The sequence below is a fragment of the Geomonas paludis genome (assembly GCF_014193585.1).
Taxonomy (GTDB): domain Bacteria; phylum Desulfobacterota; class Desulfuromonadia; order Geobacterales; family Geobacteraceae; genus Geomonas; species Geomonas paludis.
In genome coordinates, this window is sequence record NZ_BLXY01000003.1 from 94,200 (window position 1) to 117,094 (window position 22,895).

Annotated in this window: 17 protein-coding genes; 3 read left to right on the plus strand and 14 right to left on the minus strand. The window is 61.9% G+C overall.

Going from position 1 to position 22,895, the window contains the following annotated elements:
- Nucleotides 1–79: 79 nt before the first annotated feature.
- The 5 genes from H7687_RS10395 to trpE all read right to left on the minus strand — a co-directional run bounded on the left by H7687_RS10395 (nucleotide 80) and on the right by trpE (nucleotide 7,556).
- Entirely contained in the window at nucleotides 80–658 is a 579-nt protein-coding gene (locus H7687_RS10395) for an anthranilate synthase component II (protein WP_183347004.1), read from the minus strand.
- Between the two features lie 234 nt (nucleotides 659–892).
- Entirely contained in the window at nucleotides 893–1,339 is a 447-nt protein-coding gene (locus tag H7687_RS10400; RefSeq protein WP_183347005.1) for a response regulator, read from the minus strand.
- A gap of 229 nt (nucleotides 1,340–1,568) precedes the next feature.
- Entirely contained in the window at nucleotides 1,569–3,449 is a 1,881-nt protein-coding gene (locus H7687_RS10405; RefSeq protein ID WP_183347006.1) for an ATP-binding protein, read from the minus strand.
- 153 nt (nucleotides 3,450–3,602) lie between these two features.
- On the minus strand, nucleotides 3,603–5,666 hold the full coding sequence (locus tag H7687_RS10410; RefSeq protein WP_183347007.1) for a response regulator: 2,064 nt from the start codon (nucleotides 5,664–5,666) through the stop codon (nucleotides 3,603–3,605).
- A gap of 414 nt (nucleotides 5,667–6,080) precedes the next feature.
- Nucleotides 6,081–7,556, minus strand: coding sequence for an anthranilate synthase component I (gene trpE, locus H7687_RS10415; RefSeq protein ID WP_183347008.1), 1,476 nt, complete (start codon nucleotides 7,554–7,556; stop codon nucleotides 6,081–6,083).
- A gap of 133 nt (nucleotides 7,557–7,689) precedes the next feature.
- Between trpE and H7687_RS10420 the strand changes: the two genes are divergently transcribed.
- From H7687_RS10420 to H7687_RS10430, 3 genes are all read left to right on the plus strand, one after another.
- A complete protein-coding gene (locus H7687_RS10420; protein WP_183347009.1) occupies nucleotides 7,690–8,751 on the plus strand; it encodes a 3'-5' exonuclease family protein in 1,062 nt (353 codons plus the stop codon).
- A 229-nt stretch (nucleotides 8,752–8,980) separates the two neighbouring features.
- Nucleotides 8,981–10,915 carry a molecular chaperone HtpG gene (gene htpG, locus H7687_RS10425; protein WP_183347010.1) on the plus strand — a complete coding sequence of 645 codons (1,935 nt, stop codon included), beginning with the start codon at nucleotides 8,981–8,983 and terminating at the stop codon, nucleotides 10,913–10,915.
- A gap of 211 nt (nucleotides 10,916–11,126) precedes the next feature.
- On the plus strand, nucleotides 11,127–11,615 hold the full coding sequence (locus tag H7687_RS10430) for a hypothetical protein (RefSeq protein ID WP_183347011.1): 489 nt from the start codon (nucleotides 11,127–11,129) through the stop codon (nucleotides 11,613–11,615).
- Between the two features lie 89 nt (nucleotides 11,616–11,704).
- Here H7687_RS10430 and H7687_RS10435 read toward each other — a convergent pair whose 3' ends face one another.
- The 9 genes from H7687_RS10435 to H7687_RS10475 all read right to left on the minus strand — a co-directional run bounded on the left by H7687_RS10435 (nucleotide 11,705) and on the right by H7687_RS10475 (nucleotide 22,815).
- Complete coding sequence (locus H7687_RS10435) at nucleotides 11,705–13,957, minus strand: ATP-binding protein (protein ID WP_246404780.1); 2,253 nt, start codon at nucleotides 13,955–13,957, stop codon at nucleotides 11,705–11,707.
- Nucleotides 13,958–14,188: 231 nt separating this feature from the next.
- Nucleotides 14,189–15,067: a response regulator gene (locus H7687_RS10440; RefSeq protein ID WP_183347013.1), complete on the minus strand. Its 879-nt coding sequence runs from the start codon at nucleotides 15,065–15,067 to the stop codon at nucleotides 14,189–14,191.
- 175 nt (nucleotides 15,068–15,242) lie between these two features.
- Nucleotides 15,243–15,890 carry a TPM domain-containing protein gene (locus tag H7687_RS10445; protein WP_183347015.1) on the minus strand — a complete coding sequence of 216 codons (648 nt, stop codon included), beginning with the start codon at nucleotides 15,888–15,890 and terminating at the stop codon, nucleotides 15,243–15,245.
- Nucleotides 15,891–16,763, minus strand: coding sequence for a TPM domain-containing protein (locus H7687_RS10450; protein WP_183347017.1), 873 nt, complete (start codon nucleotides 16,761–16,763; stop codon nucleotides 15,891–15,893).
- Nucleotides 16,764–16,878: 115 nt separating this feature from the next.
- Nucleotides 16,879–17,463, minus strand: coding sequence for a LemA family protein (locus H7687_RS10455; RefSeq protein WP_183347019.1), 585 nt, complete (start codon nucleotides 17,461–17,463; stop codon nucleotides 16,879–16,881).
- A 287-nt stretch (nucleotides 17,464–17,750) separates the two neighbouring features.
- Nucleotides 17,751–18,977 (minus strand): amylo-alpha-1,6-glucosidase, encoded by a 1,227-nt coding sequence (locus H7687_RS10460; RefSeq protein ID WP_246404783.1) that lies wholly within the window; start codon nucleotides 18,975–18,977, stop codon nucleotides 17,751–17,753.
- Nucleotides 18,974–19,804 carry a metallophosphoesterase family protein gene (locus H7687_RS10465; RefSeq protein WP_183347021.1) on the minus strand — a complete coding sequence of 277 codons (831 nt, stop codon included), beginning with the start codon at nucleotides 19,802–19,804 and terminating at the stop codon, nucleotides 18,974–18,976. The genes H7687_RS10460 and H7687_RS10465 overlap by 4 nt, the downstream gene beginning before the upstream one ends.
- A 263-nt stretch (nucleotides 19,805–20,067) precedes the next feature.
- Nucleotides 20,068–21,465: a serine hydrolase domain-containing protein gene (locus H7687_RS10470; protein WP_183347023.1), complete on the minus strand. Its 1,398-nt coding sequence runs from the start codon at nucleotides 21,463–21,465 to the stop codon at nucleotides 20,068–20,070.
- 513 nt (nucleotides 21,466–21,978) lie between these two features.
- The gene (locus H7687_RS10475) at nucleotides 21,979–22,815 is read right to left on the minus strand and encodes a cytochrome c3 family protein (RefSeq protein WP_246404786.1); all 837 of its coding nucleotides are present in this window, start codon (nucleotides 22,813–22,815) and stop codon (nucleotides 21,979–21,981) included.
- Between the last annotated feature and the right edge of the window lie 80 nt (nucleotides 22,816–22,895).

Consider the following 22,895-nt stretch of genomic DNA (forward strand, 5'->3'; position numbering starts at 1 on the left):
TGCTACTTTGGCGCCGCTGCCGCCGCCCTCACCCTAACCCTCTCCCAGAGGGAGAGGGCACACTACCGAAGACTTCTCTCTACCGGGACGCCCTGGACATCTTCAAGAAGTTGCGCAGCAGATCCATGCCCCCCTCGGTGAGGATGGACTCGGGGTGGAACTGCACCCCCCAGATCGGCAGCGTGCGGTGGCGCATCCCCATGATCTCACCCTCGGCGACCCAGGCGGTGATCTCCAACTCGGCCGGCAGCGTATCGCGCTCGACGATGAGGGAGTGGTAGCGGGTCGCGGCGAAGGGGTTGGGGAGTCCCTCGAAGAGTCCCTTGCCGTCGTGCAGGATCGGCGAGGTTTTGCCGTGCATCAACGTGGCGCTCTTGACGATGTTGCCGCCGAAGGCGTAACCGATGGACTGGTGGCCGAGGCAAACGCCGAGGATGGGGATCTTGCCGGCGAAGTGCCGGATCACCTCGACCGAGATGCCGGCCTCCGCCGGCGAACAGGGACCGGGGGAGACCACGATGCGATCGGGGGCGAGCGCCTCGATCTCGGCGATGGTGATCTTGTCGTTGCGGAAAACCTTCACCTCCTCACCCAACTCGCCCAGGTACTGGACGATGTTGTAGGTAAAGGAGTCGTAATTGTCGATCATCAGGAGCATAGATGGCAACCCTGCTGGCGTCGGGCCGAAGGCGCGAAAAGCGATGCGAACCCCACCCGTTTGCTGTTAATTGGAAAGGCTGAAATATATAGGTTTCGCGGCAAAAACTCAAGAAAATCCGACAGGAAAAGCACAAAAAGAGAGGAGAGGAGCAGGCCGCCATGGGCAAAAACGTCGTTACCCCAGTGGCCGGGGAGGAAATATTTATCCTCCCTAAAACAATATTTACCGAGGCTAGCTTGTGGGACGCCTGTTCCAGGCGAGCCAGTAGAAGCCGAGGTCACGCAGCAGGTTGCTGAAAGAATCGAAGTCGACGGGTTTGGTGAGGTAGCTGTTGGCGTAATGGTTGTAGGCCTGGGCCAAATCACGCTCGGCTGCGGAAGTGGTCAGGATCACCACCGGTATGGCCTTCAGCTGTTCCGAAGACTTCACTTGCTTGAGCACCTCGATGCCGTCCACCTTGGGCAGGCGCAGGTCGAGCAGGACCAGGTGCGGGCGCGGGTAGGCGCCTTGGTCCGCGAACCGGCCGCGGTTGTTGAGGTAGTCCAGGGCGGCCTCGCCATCCTCGACGTGGAACAGGTGGTTGACCAGCCCGGCATCGGTCAGGTTGCGGATGGCCAGTTCGGCGTGGTCCGGGTTGTCCTCAACCAGCAGGATGCACAGCGGTTCGCCTTCTATCATGGTTCGCTCCTTTCAGGCCAATCAAACTACCAAAGGCGTTTAACAGGGATAACAGCGGATTAAAGGGATGGGTAAACCAAACCGTTTAAAGGCCTTTATCCCTTTCATCCCCTTCATCCCTGTTTGAATCAGTACACAAAGACATTCACTGCAAAACCGTTTAACAGGGATAACGGCGGATAAAAGGGATTGTAAAACCTATAAACAGCCTTTATCCCTTTTATCCCTTTTATCCCTGTTCGAGTGGTTCTGGAGGGCGGGTGTTCAGGGTGAAGCAGAAGGTGCTCCCCTGCCCTGCCCCGTCCGACTCGACCCACAGCTTGCCGCCGTGAAATTCGACGATGCGCCGCGCCAGGGCCAGCCCGATACCGGTCCCCTCCGAACGGGCATCCAACTGGTTGAATAACCCGAAGATGGTTTCGTGGTACTGTGCGGGCACCCCGATACCGTTGTCGCGCACGATGAATACCGCCCCTCCCGCTTCGTCACGCATGCCGATCTCGATGCGCGGTTGTCGCTGCTCACCCCTGTACTTGATCGCGTTCTCCACGAGGTTCTGCAGCACCTCGCCTATCCGGGGCTGGTCTCCCCATACGGTGCCCAAGCCCGGCTGCAGCACCACCTCCACCCCGGCCTGCTGAACCGGCCCGGAGAGCTGGGCAAGCACGTCTTTCACCAGCAGGTTCATGTCGATCAGGGAGGGTGCGTTGACGATGCGGCCGATGCGGGAAAGTTCCAGCAGATCGCTCAAAAGGGCCGACATCTTGTCGGCAGCCCCCATGATGCGACGCACGTCGCCGTCCAGGCGCTGCAGGTTGCCCCCCTCGACGTCCTTGAGCACCGCACCGGCGAACCCCTTGATGGTGATGAGCGGGCTCTTCAAGTCGTGGGACACGGTGTAGGTGAAGCGTTCCAGCTCCGCGTTCTTCGCCTCCAGTTCGGCTTCCCGCTCCATGCGCTCGCGCACTTCCTTTTCCAGGAGCACCGCCTGCTCGCGCAGGGTCTCGCTGGCCATTTTCCGGTCGGTGATGTCGCGGTTGCTGCCCCGGATGCCGTTCTCGACGCCGCTGGCGGTGTAGACCAGACGGCAGATATGGGCGATCCAGCGGATCTCGCCGTCTTTTCTGATGATGCGGAAGTCGATCGGCTTGGGCGTACCGCAAAACGACTCCCGGACGTGGTTCTCGTAGCACGGCTGGTCATCCGGGTGCACGATGCGGTGCAACAGGTCCGGATCAGCATAGAACTCCTCGCGGCTATAGCCGGAGAGCTCAAGACAGGACGGCGAGACGTACCGGAAGGTGCGATCCGGCCCCTGCCAGTACTCCCATCCCTCGGTGTAGTCGGCCACGGTCCGGTAGCGCTCCTCGCGCTCCTCGATGGCGCGGGCGCTGCGACCGAGCACGCGTGCGCCGGTGCCGATCAGCCCCACCCCCAGCAGCCAGATGAACCCGTGGCTCACCGCCGCGCCGGTAACCACGTCCCCCATCACCGCCGCATCGACGTCCAGCGGCACCGAGGCGCTGACGCCGCCCCTGATGTCCCCGACACGGTACCCCTGTGCCGCGTGGCACTTCAGGCAGGAAGGTTCGGTCACGAAGGGGCGCATCAGCCTCATGTAAGGGCGGCCTCCCATCTGCTGGACCTCGCTCACCTCTTTCACCCCGGTTTCAAACTGTTTCAACGCCTTGGCCTCCCACGGGTCGGGCTTGTTTTCGGGCCGGATGGGGTTGAGGCTGGTGATGTGACCGCGCACCAGGTTGTTCTGGCTGTCGGCGAGCTCGAACACCTGCCGGGTCATGTACGCCGGGTTGACCAGCGTCAGTGCCTTGCCTGAGGGGGTGGTGACGTCGCGCTCGGGAACGTGCTGCAGGTACGGGTTGGCAGGGCTTTGTTCCGACGCGGGCACATAGACCCCGCCATGCCGGGTCGCCCAGCGCCGGTACAGGGTATCTTTCTCGAAGGTGGCGCGCGCCTCGGCGCGGCCGATGGCCAGCACCGTTTGTTGCTCGCCCCGGTAGAACCAGTAAAAGGAGAATGCGATCCCCGCACTCCAGAACAGCACCAGGACCAGGGCAAAGCGGCGTATCTTGTGGACCTGCGTGATCATGCCAGCCACCTCTTTAGGGGCAGATTAAGACTAAGACTAAGACTAAGACTAAGATTGAGACTGAGATTGAGATTAAGACTAAGACTAAAATTAAGAGTACGAGTAAGAGGAACAGGAAGACTGAGAAAGATCTGTCCTACCTTAATCTTTATCTCAATCTTTATCTGCTTCACCACGCCGGTCCAGCATCTCACGGACCTTTTTCAGCAGCACCATGGGCTTTACCGGTTTCATGACCAGCTCGGCGCCTTCCTCGAGATCGCTCCGGCTGCGGATGATGTCGGCCGTGTAGCCGCTGGTGAAAAGAATCTTCGCATCAGGCTGATATTCCCTGATGGTCTCTGCCGCTTCCTTGCCGTTCATGACCGGCATGATGATGTCCATCAGCACCAGCCTGATGCCGGTGTTTTCCTTGAACCGCTGCACCGCCTCCAGTCCGTTGGCGGCGTGGATGATGGAATAACCGTACTGCTTGAGGATGGAGGAAACCAGGTCGAGGACATGCAGATCGTCCTCGGCGACCAGGATGGTCTCGGTGCCGCGCACGTCCGGCTCCGCGGTCGGCGCGCTCTTTTCGGGTTCTGCGGCGTTGATGGCGGGAAGATAAATCCTGAAGGTGCTGCCGATACCCGGCTCGCTGTAGACGTTCACGAACCCCTTGTGCTGGGTGATGATGCCGTAGACGATGGCAAGACCGAGCCCGGTCCCCTTGCCGACCACCTTGGTGGTGAAGAAGGGATCGAAGATCTTCTTGCGGGTGGCCTCGTCCATCCCCTGCCCGGTGTCGGAAATGGTAAGCAGGGCGTACTGTCCGGGGATGCCGAAACCGTGGGCGTGCACGAAGGCGGCGTCGATGTCGTGGCGCTCGGTCTCCACGAAGAGCCGCCCTCCCTTGGGCATGGCGTCGCGGGCATTGGCCGCCAGGTTCATCAGCACCTGCTCGATCTGCCCGCTGTCCACCACGGCCCAGAGCGCCCCTTCTGCCAGCGAGGTGGTGAGAGCGATGTCCTCTCCGATGATCCGCTGCAGGAACTTCTCCACCCCCTTGACGATGTCGTTGAGGTTGGCAGGGGCGGCCTTCACCTCGCCTTTGCGGCTGAAGGCGAGCAGGCTGCGGGTCAGGTTGGCGGCCCGGTCCGCCGCCGCCGAGATCTGCATCACCTTGTCGCGTGCTGGGTTGTCCTGGGGCAGGTCCAGTTTGAGCAGTTCACAGTAACCGCCGATGACGGTGAGTATGTTGTTGAAGTCGTGGGCCACGCCGCCGGCCAGCACCCCCACCGCCTCCAGTTTCTGCGAGTGGCGCAGCTGCTCCTCCAGCTTCATCCTCTCGGTGATGTCCAGGGCGATGGCCAGCAGGCGCTCGCACCCGTCCACGGTGATCCGTTGGCAGTAGTACTCCCCCTTCAGGGTCCTGCCGTCCTTGGCATGCAGGGTCACCACGGTCCCGGCGACCTGTCCCTCCTGGTCCAGCTTGTCGATCAGGGCCTTGCGGTCGAGAGGGCTGATCCAGCCCAGGGAAGTGGAGGTCCGTCCCAGCACCTCGTCACGGCTGAAGCCGGAGAGCTCCACGAACTTGCGGTTCACGTCGAGGAAGGCCCCCTCCTCGAGGTCGGTGATCACCATGATGAGCGGCGCGCTGTCGAAGGCCTTGTGGAACTTTTCCTCGCTGAGCCGCAGGGTCTCCTGGGCCAGCTTCCGTTCCGCGATCTCCTTTTTCAGCAGCAGCGCCTGCTCCTGCAGCGCCTCCTGGGCCAACTGGCGCTCGGCCACCTCGTGTTCGAGGCGGTGGCTTTGCAGCTTGAGCGCCTCCTCCGCCCGCTTGTGCTCGAGCATGTGGTCCCACTCCCGCAGGGCGCGTTCCACGATGCGCGGCATGGCGTCGAAGACCTCGGGCATCTTCACCACGTAGTCGATGGCTCCGGACTTCATCACCTCGACCGCGACCTGCTCGCTGCCGTGCGAGGTCATCATCACTACCGGCGCTATGTCCGCCGACTGCGCCACCAGGTCGCCACCTTTGCCGTCGGGAAGGAGGTAGTCGGTGAGCACGATGTCGTAATTCCTGCTGCGGATGCGGTCTAACGCCTCCTTCACTGTGGCGGCGACGGTCAGCTCGTACTGGCCGGACAGGTCGCTGAACCCCCGCCGGATCAACTCCGCGTGGGCGTCGTCATCCTCCACAACAAGGATCTTCTTGATTGGGCTAAGCGAGGCCATACTCATCACTCCCGCATCTTCTGTCTGAAGAGCTCTCACAGCATTTCAGTAAATCTCACAGCGACGGCGTCCAAATAAACAAGGCTGGAACCAAACAATTGATCGAAAGAATTTTACAATAAATTTGCCATTAGTCTGCAACCGACTATTCTTTTTGAGATTATAATTCGACAACATGTGAATCTGTTTTTCGCTGAGCCTGCCCTATGACAGCAGGTAGTAGCAAGACGTGGACGAAAGCCCCCAAAGACTAAGCAACGCGGTGCGGAAATTGGGCTGGAAGGGTTCAGGGCAGAAAAAAAGGGCGCACCGGAAACCGGGCGCCCTTTATCGAATGCGGAGGGAGGGGACTGTGAGTTGAAAGGGGCGTTCCGCAAAGGGACAGGCACCTGACGGAGCCAGTCCCTCCTACTCTCAGTCCAGCCCGCGCTCGGCCATCTCGATGGCCTTCACTACGGCCTTGGCCTTGTTGACGGTCTCCACGTACTCGGCGGCAGGATTGGAGTCGGCCACGATGCCGGCGCCGGCCTGGAGGTGCACCTTGCCGTCCTTGATCACCAGGGTCCTGATGGCGATGGCCATGTCCATGTTGCCCGAGAAGGAGAAGTACCCGACCGCGCCGCCGTAGACCTCGCGCCGCACCCCTTCCAGTTCGTCGATGATCTCCATGGCCCTCACCTTGGGAGCCCCGGAAAGGGTCCCCGCCGGGAAGGTGGCGCGCACCACGTCGAAGGCGTCGTGCCCGGGCGCCAGTTCCCCCTGCACGTTGGAAACGATGTGCATCACGTGCGAGTAGCGCTCGATCACCATCAGCTCGGAAACCTTGACGCTGCCGATCTCGCAGACGCGCCCGAGATCGTTTCTCCCCAGGTCCACCAGCATGACGTGCTCGGCGCGCTCCTTGGGGTCGGCCAGGAGGTCCTGGGCCAGCTCCTCGTCGGCGGCGGGAGTCGCCCCGCGCGGGCGGGTGCCGGCGATGGGGCGCAGTTCGACCAGTTCCCCTTCCTTGCGCACCATGACCTCGGGGGATGCGCCCACCACCATGGTCTCGTCCAGGCGCAGGAAGAACATGTACGGGGACGGGTTCAGCGTCCGCAGCACGCGGTAGATGTCGAAGGGGTCCACGGTGAGATCGCCGGAGAAGCGCTGGGAGAGCACCACCTGGATGATGTCGCCGCTACGGACGTACTCCTTGGCGCGGGTCACCCAGGACTCGAACTCCTCGCGCTTCACGTTGGAGGTGAGCTCGACCTTCCCCTGGGCAGGCTTCTTCTCCATCGCCGGCAGCGGCTTCTTGAGGCGCTCGATCAGCCCCTCGATCTTGCCCACCGCCTCGGCGTAGGCGGCCTCGGGGGTGGTGCTGCCGTCCAGGTGCGCGTTGGAGACCACCTTGATCTTCTGGCTCAGGCTGTCGAAGATGACGATGGTATCGGTGATGATGAAGTAGGCGTCGAAAGTGTTGATGAGGCTCGGGTTCTGGTCCGGCAGGCTTTCGAAGTGGCGCACCGCGTCGTAGCCGAGGTAGCCGACCGCGCCGCCGAAGAACCTCGGGATGCCGGCCACCTCGACCGGCTGGTAGCGCGCCATGTAGTCCCGGACGTAGTTCAAGGGGTCGGACACCTCGATGCGGCGCACCTCGCCCCCCTCCACGATCTCGACCCAGTTGTCCTTGCCGCGGATGACCACCGCCGGCGAAGAGCCCAGGAAGGTGTAGCGCCCCCATTTCTCGCCCCCCTCGATACTCTCCAGCAGGAATCCGAAGCGGCCGTCGTCGATCTTCTTGAAGGCCCCCACCGGGGTATCCAGGTCGGCCAGGATCTCCCGGTAGACCGGGATCAGGTTGCCTTGTGCGGACAGGGTCTGGAACGTCGCGAAATCGGGGCAGTACATGAGGCTCCTTTTTATGGCGTGCGAGGTGTTAGGTAGGCTATCCCCTTGCGGGGAAACGAGTTTTGGCCCGACCTTAGTAACATAACGATGAAAGGGTGTCAAGGAAGGGGGAGTCTGGTAGAATCATGTGCTAATGAAAACACCCGAGCTCCTGATCAGATTAAGAGAGCGCTACTTCGCCTTCGCATTGAGGGTGGTGGACCTCATCGTCCGTTTCAAGCGGACCACCGAGAAGATGTTCCTCTCCTGGGAAAAGTGGGTAAAGCCGGAGGGGCACATCGCGCTGGAAAAGCTGGTCTCGCGTTTCCCGCGTTACCTCACCCCTCCCTCGGGCAGCGTGCGCTGCGGCCCCGGCTGGTATCCGCTGGTGTGGGACCTCTGCACCGCCATCGAGGCCATGGAGCACCTGGCCATGCCCAGGATCGGCCATTTCAAGGCCGAGGAGAGGCTCGGCGGCCTCTTCGTGAGGATCGGGTCCCGCTCGTCGATCGTCCAGGAGCTGGCCAAGGACATCGAGCACAAGGCGACCGCCATCTGTTCCGAGTGCGGGGCGCCGGGATCGCTGCAGCTGGGCCACGGCTTCGCCAAGACGCTCTGCCCGGCCCACGGCAAAAAGCGCCAGCCGCAGAAGGCAAAGCCGGCCCCGTTGTCCGCCGAACTCGCGGCCGGCGAGCCGCTGCTCCTCTTCCTGGACACCGAGTTCACCGATTTCGACTATCCGCAGCTGATCAGCATTGCGCTGGTGTCGGAGAGCGGGGAGAGTTTCTACGCCGAGCTCGCCAACGGCTGGAGCCCCGAGGTGTGTTCCGCATTCGTGACCGCCCACGTGCTGCCGCAGCTGACCGGCGGCGACTTTTTCCAGGAGCGCAGCTACGCCAGGCGCAGGCTGGCCGAGTGGATCACGTCGCTGGCCGTGCCGGTAAGGGTGGTGTGCGACGCGCCCGGGTTCGACTGGGTGCTCATGGTGGACCTGCTGCACGATGCCTTCCCCAAGAACCTCTACCCCGCCCCGATCCACTACTACAGCGAGAGCTTCCCCGGTCTGTTCGAGCTGTTGCAGAAGGCCCACGCCGAGGCCTACGACGAGTTCCCGCCCCACCACGCCCTGCACGACGCCGAGGCCCTGCGCGAGGCCTGGGAGGTCATGAAGGAGCACCTGCACCCCGCGATTCTGAAGCAGTACTTGAAATTGTAAGGCGTAACCCAAAAACGGATCACAGAGTACACAAAGGAAAAGCCAAAGCGGTCACAGAGAAATACACAAAGGTTTTAAACCTTTTAGTCCTTTCTCTGTGCCCTCTGCGGACCTCCGTGACCTCTGTGGTAGCGCTTTTAGTCTTTTTCTTCCTTCCCCCTTGAAATCCTCCCCTCCAGTGATTATGTTCCCTCGACCATTCCCTAAGACCAAAGGAGACCACCCAGACATGGCTAAAACCGTCAAGAAGTTCGAGACCGAGGTCCAGCAGCTTTTGGACCTGGTGATCCACTCCCTCTATTCCAACAAGGAAATCTTCCTCCGGGAGCTCATCTCCAACGCGTCTGACGCCATTGACAAGATAAAGTTCGAATCCCACTCCAACATGGAACTGCTGGAAGGGAACGCCGACTGGAAGATCAAGCTGCACGCAGACAAGGAAGCGGGCACCCTCACCATCACCGACAACGGCATCGGCATGAGCATGGACGAGGTGGCCGACAATATCGGCACCATCGCCAAGTCGGGCACCAAGAACTTCGTGGCCGCCCTGAAGGAACAGAACCTCGCCGACAACCCGGAGCTGATCGGCCAGTTCGGCGTCGGCTTCTACGCCTCGTTCATGGTGGCGGACAAGGTGGTGCTCACCACGCGCCGGGCGGGCGAAAAGCAGTACGGCTGCCGCTGGGAGTCCACCGGCGACGGCTCCTACTCCATCGAGGAGTGCGAGAAGGAGACCCGCGGCACCGAGATCGTGCTGCATCTCAAAGACGACATGAAGGAATTCCTCGACGAGTGGAAGATCCGCTCCATCGTCAAGAAGTACTCCGACTACGTGCAGTACCCCATCGTGATGGACATCACCCGCTCCGAGCCGGTCAAGGACGCCGAGGGTAAGGTGATCGAGGGCGGCGGCACCATCGACAAGACCACCGAGGAGACCCTGAACTCGATGAAGGCGATCTGGACCCGCCCCAAGAGCGAGATCACCGAAGAGGAGTACGAGGAGTTCTACAAGCACATCTCGCACGACTACGACAAGCCGCTTTCCACCATCCACTACTCCGCGGAAGGGGTCAGCGAGTTCAAGGCCATCGTCTACATCCCGTCCCACAAGCCGTTCGACCTGTTCCTGCGCGACCACAAAAAGGGCGTGCACCTCTACGTGAAGCGGGTCTACATCACCGACAACTGCGAGGCGCTCTTGCCGGACTACCTGCGCTTCATCAAGGGGGTGGTGGACTCCTCCGACCTGCCGCTCAACGTCTCCCGCGAGATCCTGCAGGAAGACGTGCAGATCAAGCGCATCCAGAAGTCGCTGGTGGGCAAGGTCCTCTCCACCCTCGCCGAGATGAAGGAGAAGAACCTCGACGACTACCTGAAGTTCTACGGCGAGTTCGGTCCGGTCCTGAAGGAAGGGATCCACTTCGACTACGCCAACAAGGAGAAGTTGCAGGACCTGCTCCTGTTCGAGAGCTCCAAGACCGAGAAAGGGAAGTTCGTCTCCCTCAAGGAGTACGTCGAGCGCATGCCCGAGGGGCAAAAGGAGATCTACTTCATCACCGGCATGTCGCGCGAGTCGGTTGAGAACTCCCCCTACATGGAGGCGCTGCGCAAGAAGGACTACGAGGTCCTCTACATGACCGACCCGGTCGACGAGTGGGTGGTGCAGGCGATCCACGAATACCAGGAGAAGCACCTGAAGGCGATCGACAGGGGCGACCTGGAGCTCGACACCGAGGAGGAAAAGAAGGAGAAGGAAGCCAAGAAGGAGGAGGCCAAGAAGGAGTTCGGCGGCGTCATGGAGTACATCCAGGAAACCCTGAAGGACCGCGTAAAGGAAGTGCGGTTATCTTCCCGTCTGACCGAGAGCGCCTGCTGCCTCGTGGCCGACGAAATGGGACTCAACGCCAACATGGAGAAGATCCTGAAGGCGATGAACCAGGAAGTACCGGAAGGAAAGCGCATCCTCGAGCTCAACCCGGAGCACCAGATCATGCAGGTCATGACGGCCATGTTCGAGAAGGACAAGACCAACCCGAAGCTCGCCGACTACAGCGAGCTCCTCTTCGACCAGGCCCTCCTGACCGAAGGTTCACCGATCAAGGACCCGCTGCGCTTCACCAGGCTGGTCAGCGAACTGATGGTCGCCGGCGGTAAATAGCGCCACTTCAATCACATGAAAAAAGCCGGGAGGTTCCGCGACCTCCCGGCTTTTTTGTGTTTAGGCTCACAAAATCAATACTTTTCCGCATGTTAATTAGTTTTTGTAATTTACACACCTACAATTTTAATTTATATGTTCCTACACCAACATGGGAAAACCCGTGTGGAATATGCTATGGCAACGCTTTGCATGCACAAGGAGGACTCAGATGACGAAAAGACTTTTCGCCCCCGTGGCGGCCTTACTGCTCGTTTTGGTAGCTTCCACCGTCGTTCTCGCCCAGGATCTCGACACCCGCTACGGCAAGATCTCCATCGTCGCTTATGACCGCAACGGCAACCTCATCATGGACGACGGCACCAAGACGAACTACAAGAGGATCCAGTACCTGTTGAACGACAAGCTCATCCACGAAGAGGTGGACGAGTCTGTCGCCAAACCGGTCCCCGAACTGGTCCGGGTATTCCAGCAGAGCCAGTCCGACGCCGTGCTGGTACTGACCGACACCGGCGAAACCACGGGCACCGGCGCCATCCGCTTCATCGACGTGACCGACGCGGGAGCCAAACTCTCCAACGTCTTCGCCGACTGCAAGGGGGAGCCCCGCTACTCCCGTAAGGGTGATGTGATCCGGGTCTTCTTCAAGGAGGCCAAGCCGCTCAAGGTCGCGACCTACAGCAACGGCTACATCCGCTAAATCCGCTGCACGAGAATTAAAAGAGGGGCGCCCTGCAAGAGCGCCCCTCTTTTTTCGCCATCTGCTTACTCTTAATCTCAATCTCAGTCTTAATCTTGCCCCCCCAGCACCTCGGACAGCTTCCTGCTCATCTCCAGCACCTTGTACGGCTTCTGGATGAACCCGGAGAGTCCCGCACCGGCCAGCTTCAGGCTCACCTCCTGCTCGTTGTAACCGCTGGACATGATCACCTTGACGTCGGGTTTCAGGGCGCGCAGCTCCCGGAAGGTCTGCTCGCCATCCAGGTTGGGCATGGTCAGGTCGAGCAGGACGCAGACGATGTCATCCATCCCCGCCTTGAACAGTTCCACCGCTTCGCGGCCGTCGCTGGCCAGCATGACGTCGAACCCCAGGGAACGGAGCATGTCGCTGCCGAGCACCCGGATGCTTTCCTCGTCATCGGCGAGCAGGACGGTGCCGCTGCCGTGCCACAGCTCCTGCGACTGAGGAGGCTCGGGGCAGTCGGCCGCGCCGGCGCTGCAGGGGAGCAGCAGTCTGAAGCTGCTCCCCTTCCCTTTCTCGCTGTAGACCTTGATGGCCCCCTTGTGCGCCCGCACGATACCGAGAACCGCGGCCATGCCCAGCCCTCGCCCGGTGAACTTGGTGGTGAAGAAGGGGTCGAAAATCTTGGGGATGATGTCGCGATCGATGCCGCAGCCGGTGTCGGAGACCTCGAGTACCACGTAGCACCCTTCCGGGAGCCGGTCGTCGATCCAGGATTCCGAGAGATAGGAGCGGTCGCACTGCATGCTCCTGGTGCTGATGGAAATGAGACCGGTCCCCTCGTCCATCGCCTCCGAGGCGTTGATGACCAGGTTGAGGATCACCTGGCGCAGCTGGGTCGCGTCCCCGCTGATGGCCGGCAGGTCCGGGGCGAAGTTGTAGCGCAGCAGCGCCTTTTTGGAGATGGAGACCTCGAGCATGGAGCCCATGTCCTGCACGAGCCGGTTCAGGTCGAGCTTTTCGATGACGAAGTTGCCCCTGCCGGAGTAGGCGAGCATCTGGCGCGCCAGGTCAGCCGCCCGGGTGGCGGCCTGCTCGATCTGGACCAGGTTCTCGGTGGCAGGGGAGTCGGGAGGGACCCGAAGCAAGGCGAGGTCGGCGTTGCCGAGCACCACCATGAGGATGTTGTTGAAGTCGTGCGCGATGCCGCCCGCCAGCACGCCCAGGCTTTCCAGCTTCTGCACGTGCAGCATCTGGGCCTCGATCTGGCGTTTCTCCTCCTCGAGCCGTTTTCGCTCGGTCATGTCGACCGAGATGAACATCAGGTGGTGGGTCCCCTCGACGTCAAAGCGGGACAGGAACACCTCAACCTGGAGATCCCTGCCGAAAGAGGTAGAGATGGCCACCTCCATGTTGCGGGTCTGGCCGTCAGCCAGCACCCGCTCACCCAGTTCGTAGATGCCGGTTTCCTTGAAGGAGGCGATGCTCCTGAAGTTCTGGCTCAGCAGCCCTTCCACGGTACCGCCGACCATGCCTGCGATGGAGTGGTTCGCCTTGACGCAGGCGCCGGTCTCGCCGTCGTAGACCAGGATGCCGGTAGGCGACGAGGCCAGCAGCGATTCCAACATGGCCAGGGCGCGGTCGCGCGCCTCCTCGACCCTCTTTCTCTCGGTTATGTTCTCGTACACGCCGAGGACGCCCACCACGGCGCCGCTGTCGTCGCAGAGGGGAACCTTGGTGGTGTCGACCCAGTGACGGTCACCGCTGGCCTGGAGCTGCTGTTCGATGATGTGGTATTTCGGGGTGTTGCTGTCCATGACGCTACGGTCATCGGCCCGGTAGGCGTCGCTCTCTTCCTGCAGCCAGGGCAGGTCGTAGTCGCTCTTGCCGCGGATCAGCTCGGTCCGGTCCAGGCCGGCCCCCCGTGCGAAGACCATGTTGCATCCCTCGTAGACGCTGTTTCGGTCCTTCCAGAAGACGAACTGCGGGATGGTGTCGATGATCTGCGCCAGCATGTTGCGCCCCTGCCGCAGTTCCTCCTCGACCCGCTCCCGTTCCACGAGTTCCTGTTTCAACTGCTCGTTGGCCTGGTGCAGTTCCTCGGTTCTCTCGGCTACCCTCTGTTCGAGCTCTTCCTTGGCCCGCCGCAGTTCCTCCTCGACCTGGGCCTGCTTGCGGGCCTTCACCTGGAGAGCTTTGCCCAGTACCAAGGCAAAAAGCGCGAAGAGGGCCACTACCACGGCCAATTGCAGCCAGTCGCCCTGCCAGTGGAATCCCCCGGGCGCCGCCACGGCGGCAAAGCCCGGGGACAGGCGCCGGCTGCAGGAACTTCCGGGGATGGTTTGTGTGAGGTGCGGCATCTGCTCTCCTACTGCCAGCGGGCGGCCCTGCGAGACGAGCCGGCGCGGCGGGTGCAGCATCGATGAGGGATGGTGCTGGGTTGGATTTCTTTTCGGCAAGGACCACTGGCTTCATTAGGGAAAAACGGTGTCGCGGGCGCGGAGGGAGGAAATGACGGCATCGGCGCTGGGCGAATGGTTATTCGCCCCTACGGTGGTGGCAACGGCCGCCCGCCCCGGTGTTTGAAAGTTTCAGGCGGTCTTGCCGTAGAGGGCTTCCCTGCTGGCGAAAGCGCGCTTGACCCTGGTGAGGAGGCCGATCTCCTTGACCGGCTTCAGTACGAAATCGAAGAACCCCTTTTCCAGGGCCTCCTTCTCCTCGTCGGGAGTGGCCGCGGCAGTCATCAGGATCACGGGCATGTAGCGGAACTCGGGGATGTTCTTGATGGCGAACAGGAACTCGTACCCCCCCAGTTTGGGCATGACCTTGTCGGTGATCACCAGCTTGGGCTTCAGGGTGAAGATCTTGCTGAAGGCGTCCATGCCGTCTATGGCGGTCTCCACGGCGTACCCCTGGCGGGTGAGGATCTTGGCCACCATCTCGCGGGAGAGTTGATCGTCCTCGACCAGCAGGATCGACTTGCTGGCGGGGCCGGCGATGGTCTGCCCGAGGTAGTGGCGCGCTATGGCCCGGTTGATCTCGAGGCGCGTGGAGACGTAGAGCACCAGCTTCACGTTGTGCTGGGCCGCGATGGAGGCAAAAAGGTCGTCGGTGGTCGGGTCGGCCACGGCCAGTCCCAGGCGGCCGTCGTCGAGCTTGAGCGGGAAGATGCTGTGCTTTACCGCCATCTCCATCGGGATCAGCTTGAGCACGTTGGCGGGATAGCTGTACTTGGCGAAATCGACGATCTTCCGGACCCGGTACTGTATGGCGAGCGCCTCGGCGAGTTCCTCCGGGGTGACCAGGCCGATCACCTCGAGCAGTTCGCCCAGGCGGATGTTCTTGCTCTTGGCGTGGGCGATCAGGCGGTCGACGGAGGCCCGGGTCAACAGGCCGCGCTCGACGAAGATCTCGCCAAGGGGTTTGCGGGTGGCTTGCGGTGCGGCAATCGGTTTAATATCTGCGGTCATGCGATCCTTCTCCTGCGGACGGTGCTGCCAGCCGCGGTTGCTGCTCGTTCTTCGGGTAAATAGCAGCCGCCGACGCTGTAGCGAGCAGGTGCGGCGACGATGCGCGAAGCACAATAATGTGAGCGGAACAGGTTGAAAGTCAATGACTTTATCGGCAGGACCGGCGAAAAGATGATCAGGAAATGATCATCTCGTCGGAGAGCTCGTTGCGATCGTCATCGCGGCGCGGGAAATGGCGCTGCAGCTCGTTGCCGCAGGCCTCAACCACCTCGCAGACCGCCTGCGCACCGCGCCCCTCGCGCAGGCCCTGGGCGAGCCGCTCGGCAAGAGTCTTCCAGTACCCCGGCGGAATCTTCTCATTGATGCCACGGTCGCCCACGATCCAGACCTTGCGTTCCAAAAGGGAGATGAAGATCAGTATCCCGGTCTCCATGCGGGTCCGGTACAGCCCCTGCTGGTAGAAGGCGACCAGCGCCCGTTCGCTGACCGCCTCGGCCAGCCGCCTGGGTCCCACGAAGGAGAGCTTCAGGCGCGGGAAGCGGCGCAAAAAGAGGAGTACCGGATAATAGAGCAGGACGACGACGGGGATGTAGGTCCAGATGGTGACGTGGTGCAAAAGCACGGCGACCACCACCCCGACGAATCCCGAGAGGAGCAGCGCCCCCAGCGCCTCGGCCTCGCGATAACGGTCGCTCTCGGAGACCACCATGGTGGCGATCTCGCCGCTGGAGCGCGCCTCGGCGCGGGCCACCGCCTGCTTGATGGCCTCCTTGTCGGCCTGGCTGAAGAAATCGTCAGCTATGGAATTGTGCGAAAGGTCCATTTACCAGTCTCCCGAAGCGCCGCCGCCGCCGAAGTCGCCCCCACCGCCGGAGAAGCCGCCTCCGCCCCCGCCGCCAAAACCGCCGAAGCCGCCACCCCCGCCGTAGCCGCCGAAGAAGGGGGGGCCTCCCATGAAGCCGCCGCGCCCTCCCGAGGAGAAGAGGAAGGCGATGAAGAGGCCGGCCAGGAAGCCGACCACCGCCAGCGCTCCCAGCAGGAGCAGCGAGACCCCGGAGAAGGAGATAAAGGCGGCAACGGGGAGGCCGATGGCTCCGGCAACCCCGCCCAGGAAGCGCGAGATGCCACCCAGGAAGACCGAGGCGACCAGGACGAAGAGAAGCAGCGTCAGTATCGGTGGCGCCCCCTTCTTGCCATGGCGCAGGTCGGTGGCCTGCGCCTGGTACTCGCCGCGCACCGTCGCCATGATGGCGTCCACGCCGCGGGAAATGCCGATGTCGAACTCACCGCGCTTGAAGGCGGGGGTGATCTCGTTGCGGATGATGCGTCCGGACATGAGGTCGGTCAGCTTCCCTTCCAGCCCCCGCCCGACTTCGATACGGATCTTGCGGTCGTTTTTGACCACCAGCAGCAGCGCGCCGTTGTCCTTCCCCTTCTGCCCCAGCTGCCACTTCTCCACCACCTTGATGGAATACTGCTCCAGCACCTCACCCTCCAGGCTCGGGATGGTGAGGATCACGATCTGGGTCGAGTCGCTAGCCTCGAAGGCGGTCAGCTCCGATTCCAGCTGCTGCGCCATTTGCGGCGAAAGCATCGAGGCGTAGTCGTTCACGTGGCTGCGCAGCGGCGGCACCTCCGCCGCCGCGCAGACCTGGACCGTCAGCAAGAATATGAGGAGCAAAAACAGCTTTTTCATGGGCGCCTCAAAGGCAGATTAAGATTGAGATTAAGATTGAGATAAAGAGAAAGACACAGAAACTACGACGACCTAAGTCTTGGACTTAATCTCTATCTTAGTCTTAATCTGTTTTTCAGAACTTGATCTTGGGCGCCACCTTGGCCCCCTCTTCCGCCTTGAACGGCTCCTTGCGCTGCAGGTGCAGCATCATGGAGTTGGTGAGCGAGTTCGGGAAGGTCCTGATGGTGGTGTTGAAATCCTGCACCGCCTGGTTGTAGCGCACGCGCGCCACGTTGATCCGGTTCTCGGTCCCCTCCAGCTGGTTCTGCAGGTCCATGAAGTTCTGGTTGGCCTTCAGGTCCGGGTAGCGCTCGACCACGACCATGAGGCGGGACAGCGCACCGCTCAACTGGGACTGGGCCGCCTGGAAGTTCTGCATGGTCTTGGGATCGTTGACGGCGTCCTTGGAAACCTGCATGGAGCCCACCTTGGCGCGGGCCTCGGTGACCGCCTTCAGGGTATCGGCCTCGTGCTTGGCGTACCCTTTGACGACCTCGACCAGGTTGGGCACCAGGTCGGCGCGGCGCTGGTAGGAAGCCTCTACATCGCCCCAGGCGGCGAAGACGGCCTCTTCTTTCGCCTGCATGGTGTTATAGCCGCAGCCGGAAAGTGCGGCAAGGGTGAACAGCGACAGCAAAAGTAACGTCAGGCGTTTCATGATGTGATCCTCCTTGAATGGCATGAGCACAATAATAATCATCAAGCTGCCAAATGTCACCTGTTGAGAGCCGAAAAATGCATGTAATTTCAAGGAACAGTCAGTTGTCGTCCTGCTGAGAGAAGAAGAGTGCCAGATAGAGAGGAAAAAACGGGTGACCGGGAGGCACAGATCAGCGAGCGTGCACCCTCTGTAGGGGCGAATAACCATTCGCCCAGCGCCGGCGCCAGCACGTAATGGCAGCTTCGACAGCTGATTACTGCCGCCGGCGACAGAGTGTCAGAGCCTCAGCCTTGGGGGAAGATCCTGGTATTGTCGGCGAGGACGCGGAAGGCAAGCAGATACATGGCGGCGTTCCAGGACTGCCTGGGCATCCCCATCGGCTCGCCCGTCTGTCCTTGAAACCACTCGTTGAACTCCCAGCCGTTAACCTTGCAGCTGAGCGCCATTTTTGCCAGCTCGGCGCGGGCCAGGGTGCGCTCGCCAAGCATCGCCAGCAGGATGACCCAGAAGCCCCCCACGAAGGGCCAGGCCCCGCCGTTGTGGTACTGCCAGGGAAGGTTCTGCCGGTGACGCTGCATGTACGGCCGCCAGCGCGGCGAGCCGACCTCGATTGGGATACCCACCACGCGCACCGGGTGCGGGTCGTTGGCGCTGAGCGCCGTGACGCCCGCCACCATCTTGCAGGCCTCGGAAGCGGTCCCAAGGCCGGTAAGGTAGGCGAGGATGTTGCCGAAGATGTCGATCTCCTCCCCCCAGAAGGAGAAGTTGACGTAGCTCAACAGGAAAGGTTCCGGGCGGCAGCTGTTACGGACGTAGTGGCGCATGAGCCGAACCCGCTTCTGGTCCGGCACCGCGTTGTCGAAGGGGTTGAAGAGAAGCCGGGCAAAGCGCTGGGTCTCTGTGGCCGTGGGAAGATCATAGAGCCGCTTGGCCCAGTACCAGATGGCGTTGCTGTAGAGAACGAAGCCGCTTCTGGGCATGATGTCGGCCCAGTCGGAACAGTCGTTTTGCTGCAGCAGGAACCATCCCTGGTGTTCCTGGCATTCCAGCCAGTTCAGCGCGCGCACCACGTTGGCGGAGAGCCGCGTTGCCAGGTCGAGGTGCGGCGCCACCCGGTCTACGAAGTGGACGGCTATCAGCCACCAGATGGTCGCGTCAACGCAGCCTGCGTACCAGAAGTCGACCTCGGCCAACTCCGGCTTGACGAACTTCGGGATCTGGCCGTTGCGGGCCTGGTGCCGCGCCAGGGTGAGCAGACCGGCCTCGGCCGACTGAAGCAGCTCCGCATCGCCGGAAAGGGCCATGCCGAGCGCGCAGATGGCGGCGTCGCGGCCGAAGATGGAGTCGTAGTTGCGACCGGACGACTTGGGGTTGCGCGCCGAGGCGAGCACGCCGGCCGGAGTCGAATTTTCCCGCAGCAGGCGCAGGGCTTCCCGGTAACACTCCGCCAGCAGGAAGTCCTCCCCCTCCCGCGCCGCCGCCGGCACTGTATCGCGGTGAACGGTAGTCACTTGAGTTGCACCATCTGGAAACTCGCCTGCCCCTTCCTGACCCTGACCACGAGGATGTGGTTGACCCTTTCGCCGTGACGGCTCATCCAGACCAGGGGGGCGCCGGCGCCGCCGGAAATGAAGGCGGGCACGCCACCGAAGACGCTGGCATCGTAGAGATGGGAGTGGGCGAAGAAGAGGCCGCGCACGGTGGGCGCCGCGGCTACCATCTGCTCCAGCTCGGCGGCCCCCTTGGTGAAGGTATGGCCGCGCCAGCGCTTGGTTTCGGGGGGGACGTGCATGGCCACGAAGGTGGCGCCGGGGGCGGATGCCAGTTCGCGCTTGAGGTAATCGAGATCCGTGGAGTGGAGCCTGTTCTGCGAGTTGTCCAGGGCCACCACCTTCAACCCGAGGCGGGGTACGGCAGCGGTAAAGCGCGGCGGACCGATGGTTTTTTCGAAAACCTTGGGATTCTCGTGGTTGCCGAGCACCACGAAGACCGGGATGCCGGGGGCGTTTTTCTCAAGCAGGGTGAGGAAGTTGGCCGTCTCCTCCTCCCCACCCTCGGTGGAATAGTCCCCGCCGTGCAGGATGAAGAGCGGGTTGAAACCGGCGGCGGTACGCAGCGCCTTCTTGAAGACGGCGTCGTTGGATCGGCTGTCCCCCATGACCACGAAGCAGTAATCGTCGGCCTGGGTGTGACGGGCTTTCTCTTCAAGCTGCGTCGAGGAGCGCTGGAACAGGGTATCGGCGTAGGAGACAGAGGTCAGCAGAAGCAGGCAAAGCAGGAACAGGAGGCCGACATGCGGCCCCCTGCCCGGGGTGAAGGATTTAGCTGTTGACGACATACCGCTTGTTGCTCTCGATGCAGAGCTTGCACAATTTCTCAATGCTGGCTACCTGGCTGTCAGTGAGTCCGGTTGTGTCGGGCAGAAAAAAGGTGCGGCAATCACAACAACAGCAGAGCATACCAAGGTCGAGTCCGAGATCCCCATCAAGCATCACTGCGCCCCCAACATAGATTTGGATGAGCTAATGTTGCAGCATGCTATCACAGAAACCGACAGCAGGCAACATCTTTGAGACAGTGAAAAATGACCGGATAGTGAAGTTAGCTTCTGGACAGGGAACGATGCTTTTTGGCGGCGGAACGGAGCTTTCCGGCATCGTTTTTGGCCACCTTGGTTATCTTGGCGCCGCGGTGCCCGGCACGGGCCTGCAGCGTACGGCGGCCGGGCTTGACCGAGCACTTGGCCGCGTGACGGTCATGACGAAGCTTCAGCGAGGCGAATCGTTGCACGCTGCGCCCGCCGATCTGGGTCGCCGCAGCAGTGATGACCTGCGCCTTGATCCTTTGCTCCTCGGCCGGCGGCGGCAACTCGCCGGCAATCCCCTTGAGGTCCGCGGCGGCGTAGGTGGAGACGTTCCTGCGCAGCTGGTTGAAGTTATGCACGTTGCGGTAGTCGACCCGCCTGGTCAGCATGATGACGAACATGTCCTGCTGAGGGTCGATCCAGATCGAGGATCCGCTGTAGCCGGTATGGCCGAAGGAGGCTTCCGAGAAGTAGCTCCCTTTGGGCGCAGAGAACGGCGATGCCACGTCCCAGCCCAGGGCGCGCTTGATCCTGCCGTTGTTACAGGCGTAGGGGGTGGTCATCTGGGTCACCGCCTGCTCGGAGAGGATGCGGGTGCCGTCGAGGGTGCCGCGCCCGAGGATGAGCCGGGCATAGCGCGCCAGGTCGTAGGCGGAGCTGAACAGCCCGGCATGGCCTGCAACGCCTCCCAGGCGCCGCGCGTTCTCGTCCTGCACCACGCCCCCCTGGGTGCCGGAGGTGGGGGCGATTTCGTTGCCGTCCCGGGACGGGAGGAAGGAGGTCTCGCGGGTCCCCAGCGGCTCGTAGATCTGTTCACGGCAGAACTTGTCCAGCCTCTCCCCGGTGACCCGGTGCACCAGTTCCCCGAGCAGGATGAAGTTGATGTCGGCGTACTCGAAGCCGGTGCCGGCGCCGCGGAAGCGTTGTGTCGCGATCTTGCGCACCAGTCCCTCTATCGAGCCCCCCTGCCCCACCATGACATCGGAAAGGCCGGAGGTATGGGTCATCAGGTGCAGGATGGTGATGTTCCCCTTGTCGGTGCCGGCAAGCTCGGGATACCAGCGTGAGAGCGTGTCGGTAAGGGAGATGCGTCCTTCGTCGAGGAGTTTGATCACCGCCGGGGTGGTGGCGATGACCTTGGTGAGCGAGGCGACGTCGAACAGGGTCCGGTCCGTGATGGCCGGCGCCCCGGCGCTGCCGCTGACCTGGCCGCGGGCGGCGGTGGCGATGATCCCCTCGTGGTTGCCGACCACGACCACTCCGCCGGCAATGAGGTTTTCGGACATGGCGCGCTCCAACAGGAGATCCAGGTTGGCGGTGGATATGGTCTCCGAAGAGGCGGGATCAACCATGGCCCGGGCTTTGATGGGGGACACAAGCGGGAACAACAGGAGTATCAGGAGAATAACGCGCACGAGCTTCCTTTTAAGATCTGTGCTGCCACAGATTTTCAGTTAGGACTGCGGTTGATGTTCTTGGTGAGCAGTCGGAGTGGAGGGGGCTGACGCTGCCGCCCGGTAAGCACGACAGGGGCTAGGATACAGGAGAGGCCGGTTTAGTTTTGTGACCAAGGTCACCATTTTGCCAGCCAAATCCGCGATCCGCCGTGGGAATTGCCGCGGCAAACTTCCGGCAGTTTACTTTGTCTGCGGGAAGGGATGCAAGAGATCTTTACAGCGGCGCCCTGTCCCACCCCCTAACCCCCTCCCCTTGCGGGAGGGGGAGGCGACCAAGGGTGCGCGGCAGAAGGGACTGGCTCCGTCAGGTGCCTGTCCCTCTAGCGGAACGCTCCTTCGGCTCAGCCACCTTCCACCAGCACCAAGGGGACAGGCACCTGGCGGAGCCAGTCCCCTCCTCCCCCAAAAGAAAAGGCCCCGGGATTTCTCCCGGGGCCTTTTCGGTGCAAATGATTACTGCAGGTGGTGCGCTTACTTCATGCTGGGCAGGTCGTGGACGTCGAGGTGGCAGCCCAGGCAGTTCGGGAAGCGGGTCAGGATCGACGCCGGATGCGGAGCCTTGTGGCACTCGGTGCACTGCGGGATGTAACCGTGCTTCGCCTTGTGGCAGGAAGCGCAGGCAACCTTGGAGTGACGTGCCTTGGAGTTGAACAGTTTCGCCGCCACCTTGCTGTGGCAGGAAGCGCAGGTCTGGTTCCAGTCGGTGCCCTGGTAGGTCACCTGCTTGGGCTTGTGTACCGAGTGGCACTTGGCGCAGGCCTCGATCGGCTGATCCTTGAAGTGCGGCTTGTGGCACATGAAGCAGGACGGCTTGAAGCCGTGCGAAGTGTGGCAACGGTCGCAGGAGACGTTGGTGTGCTTGCTCGGGAACTTGACCAGTTCGGCCTTCTCCTCGGCATGGCAGGTAGCGCAGGTGGTGGCCAGGCGCTGGGTCATGGCGACTTTACGCGGGGTGTGCGGGTTGTTGTGGCAGCTCGCGCAATCCTTGTTGGCCGGCCCGTGGATATCGGTGTGGCAGGAGGCGCACTTCGGCATCACTTCGTCGTAGTTGGCCTTCTTCGGGTTGTAGGCGTGGATCACGGTGTGGCAGGCCTGGCAGTCGAAGCGGTGCTTGCCGCCGGCGGTCTTGAGCCCGTTGAACGCGCCGGTGTGGCACTGGGCACATTGCTGCGGGGTGAGCGCAGCCGGTGCGGTCGCGTACATCTCCGGCTTTTCCGGGATGTCAACGGTCGCCATCTTGGCAGCAAAGGCCGTGGAAGCGACGAGAATCAAGGTCGCAACGAAGAGCGACAGGGTACTCTTTTTCATCATTCCTCCCCAAATAACAGTGTATTCACTACAGTCGACTGGTCTTAATACTACCTATGGCGACTGTCTGTCAAGAAAAG

Coding starts and splice junctions, on each gene's coding strand:
- H7687_RS10445 (WP_183347015.1), bottom strand. CDS start 15,890: ATGGACCTTTCGCACAATTCCATAGCTGACGATTTCTTCAGCCAGGCC.
- trpE (WP_183347008.1), bottom strand. CDS start 7,556: ATGTACTGCCCCGATTTCGCGACGTTCCAGACCCTGTCCGCACAAGGC.
- H7687_RS10440 (WP_183347013.1), bottom strand. CDS start 15,067: ATGACCGCAGATATTAAACCGATTGCCGCACCGCAAGCCACCCGCAAA.
- H7687_RS10435 (WP_246404780.1), bottom strand. CDS start 13,957: ATGCCGCACCTCACACAAACCATCCCCGGAAGTTCCTGCAGCCGGCGC.
- H7687_RS10420 (WP_183347009.1), top strand. CDS start 7,690: ATGAAAACACCCGAGCTCCTGATCAGATTAAGAGAGCGCTACTTCGCC.
- H7687_RS10455 (WP_183347019.1), bottom strand. CDS start 17,463: ATGAAACGCCTGACGTTACTTTTGCTGTCGCTGTTCACCCTTGCCGCA.
- H7687_RS10410 (WP_183347007.1), bottom strand. CDS start 5,666: ATGGCCTCGCTTAGCCCAATCAAGAAGATCCTTGTTGTGGAGGATGAC.
- H7687_RS10430 (WP_183347011.1), top strand. CDS start 11,127: ATGACGAAAAGACTTTTCGCCCCCGTGGCGGCCTTACTGCTCGTTTTG.
- H7687_RS10405 (WP_183347006.1), bottom strand. CDS start 3,449: ATGATCACGCAGGTCCACAAGATACGCCGCTTTGCCCTGGTCCTGGTG.
- H7687_RS10465 (WP_183347021.1), bottom strand. CDS start 19,804: ATGTCGTCAACAGCTAAATCCTTCACCCCGGGCAGGGGGCCGCATGTC.
- H7687_RS10400 (WP_183347005.1), bottom strand. CDS start 1,339: ATGATAGAAGGCGAACCGCTGTGCATCCTGCTGGTTGAGGACAACCCG.
- H7687_RS10450 (WP_183347017.1), bottom strand. CDS start 16,763: ATGAAAAAGCTGTTTTTGCTCCTCATATTCTTGCTGACGGTCCAGGTC.
- H7687_RS10475 (WP_246404786.1), bottom strand. CDS start 22,815: ATGAAAAAGAGTACCCTGTCGCTCTTCGTTGCGACCTTGATTCTCGTC.
- H7687_RS10395 (WP_183347004.1), bottom strand. CDS start 658: ATGCTCCTGATGATCGACAATTACGACTCCTTTACCTACAACATCGTC.
- htpG (WP_183347010.1), top strand. CDS start 8,981: ATGGCTAAAACCGTCAAGAAGTTCGAGACCGAGGTCCAGCAGCTTTTG.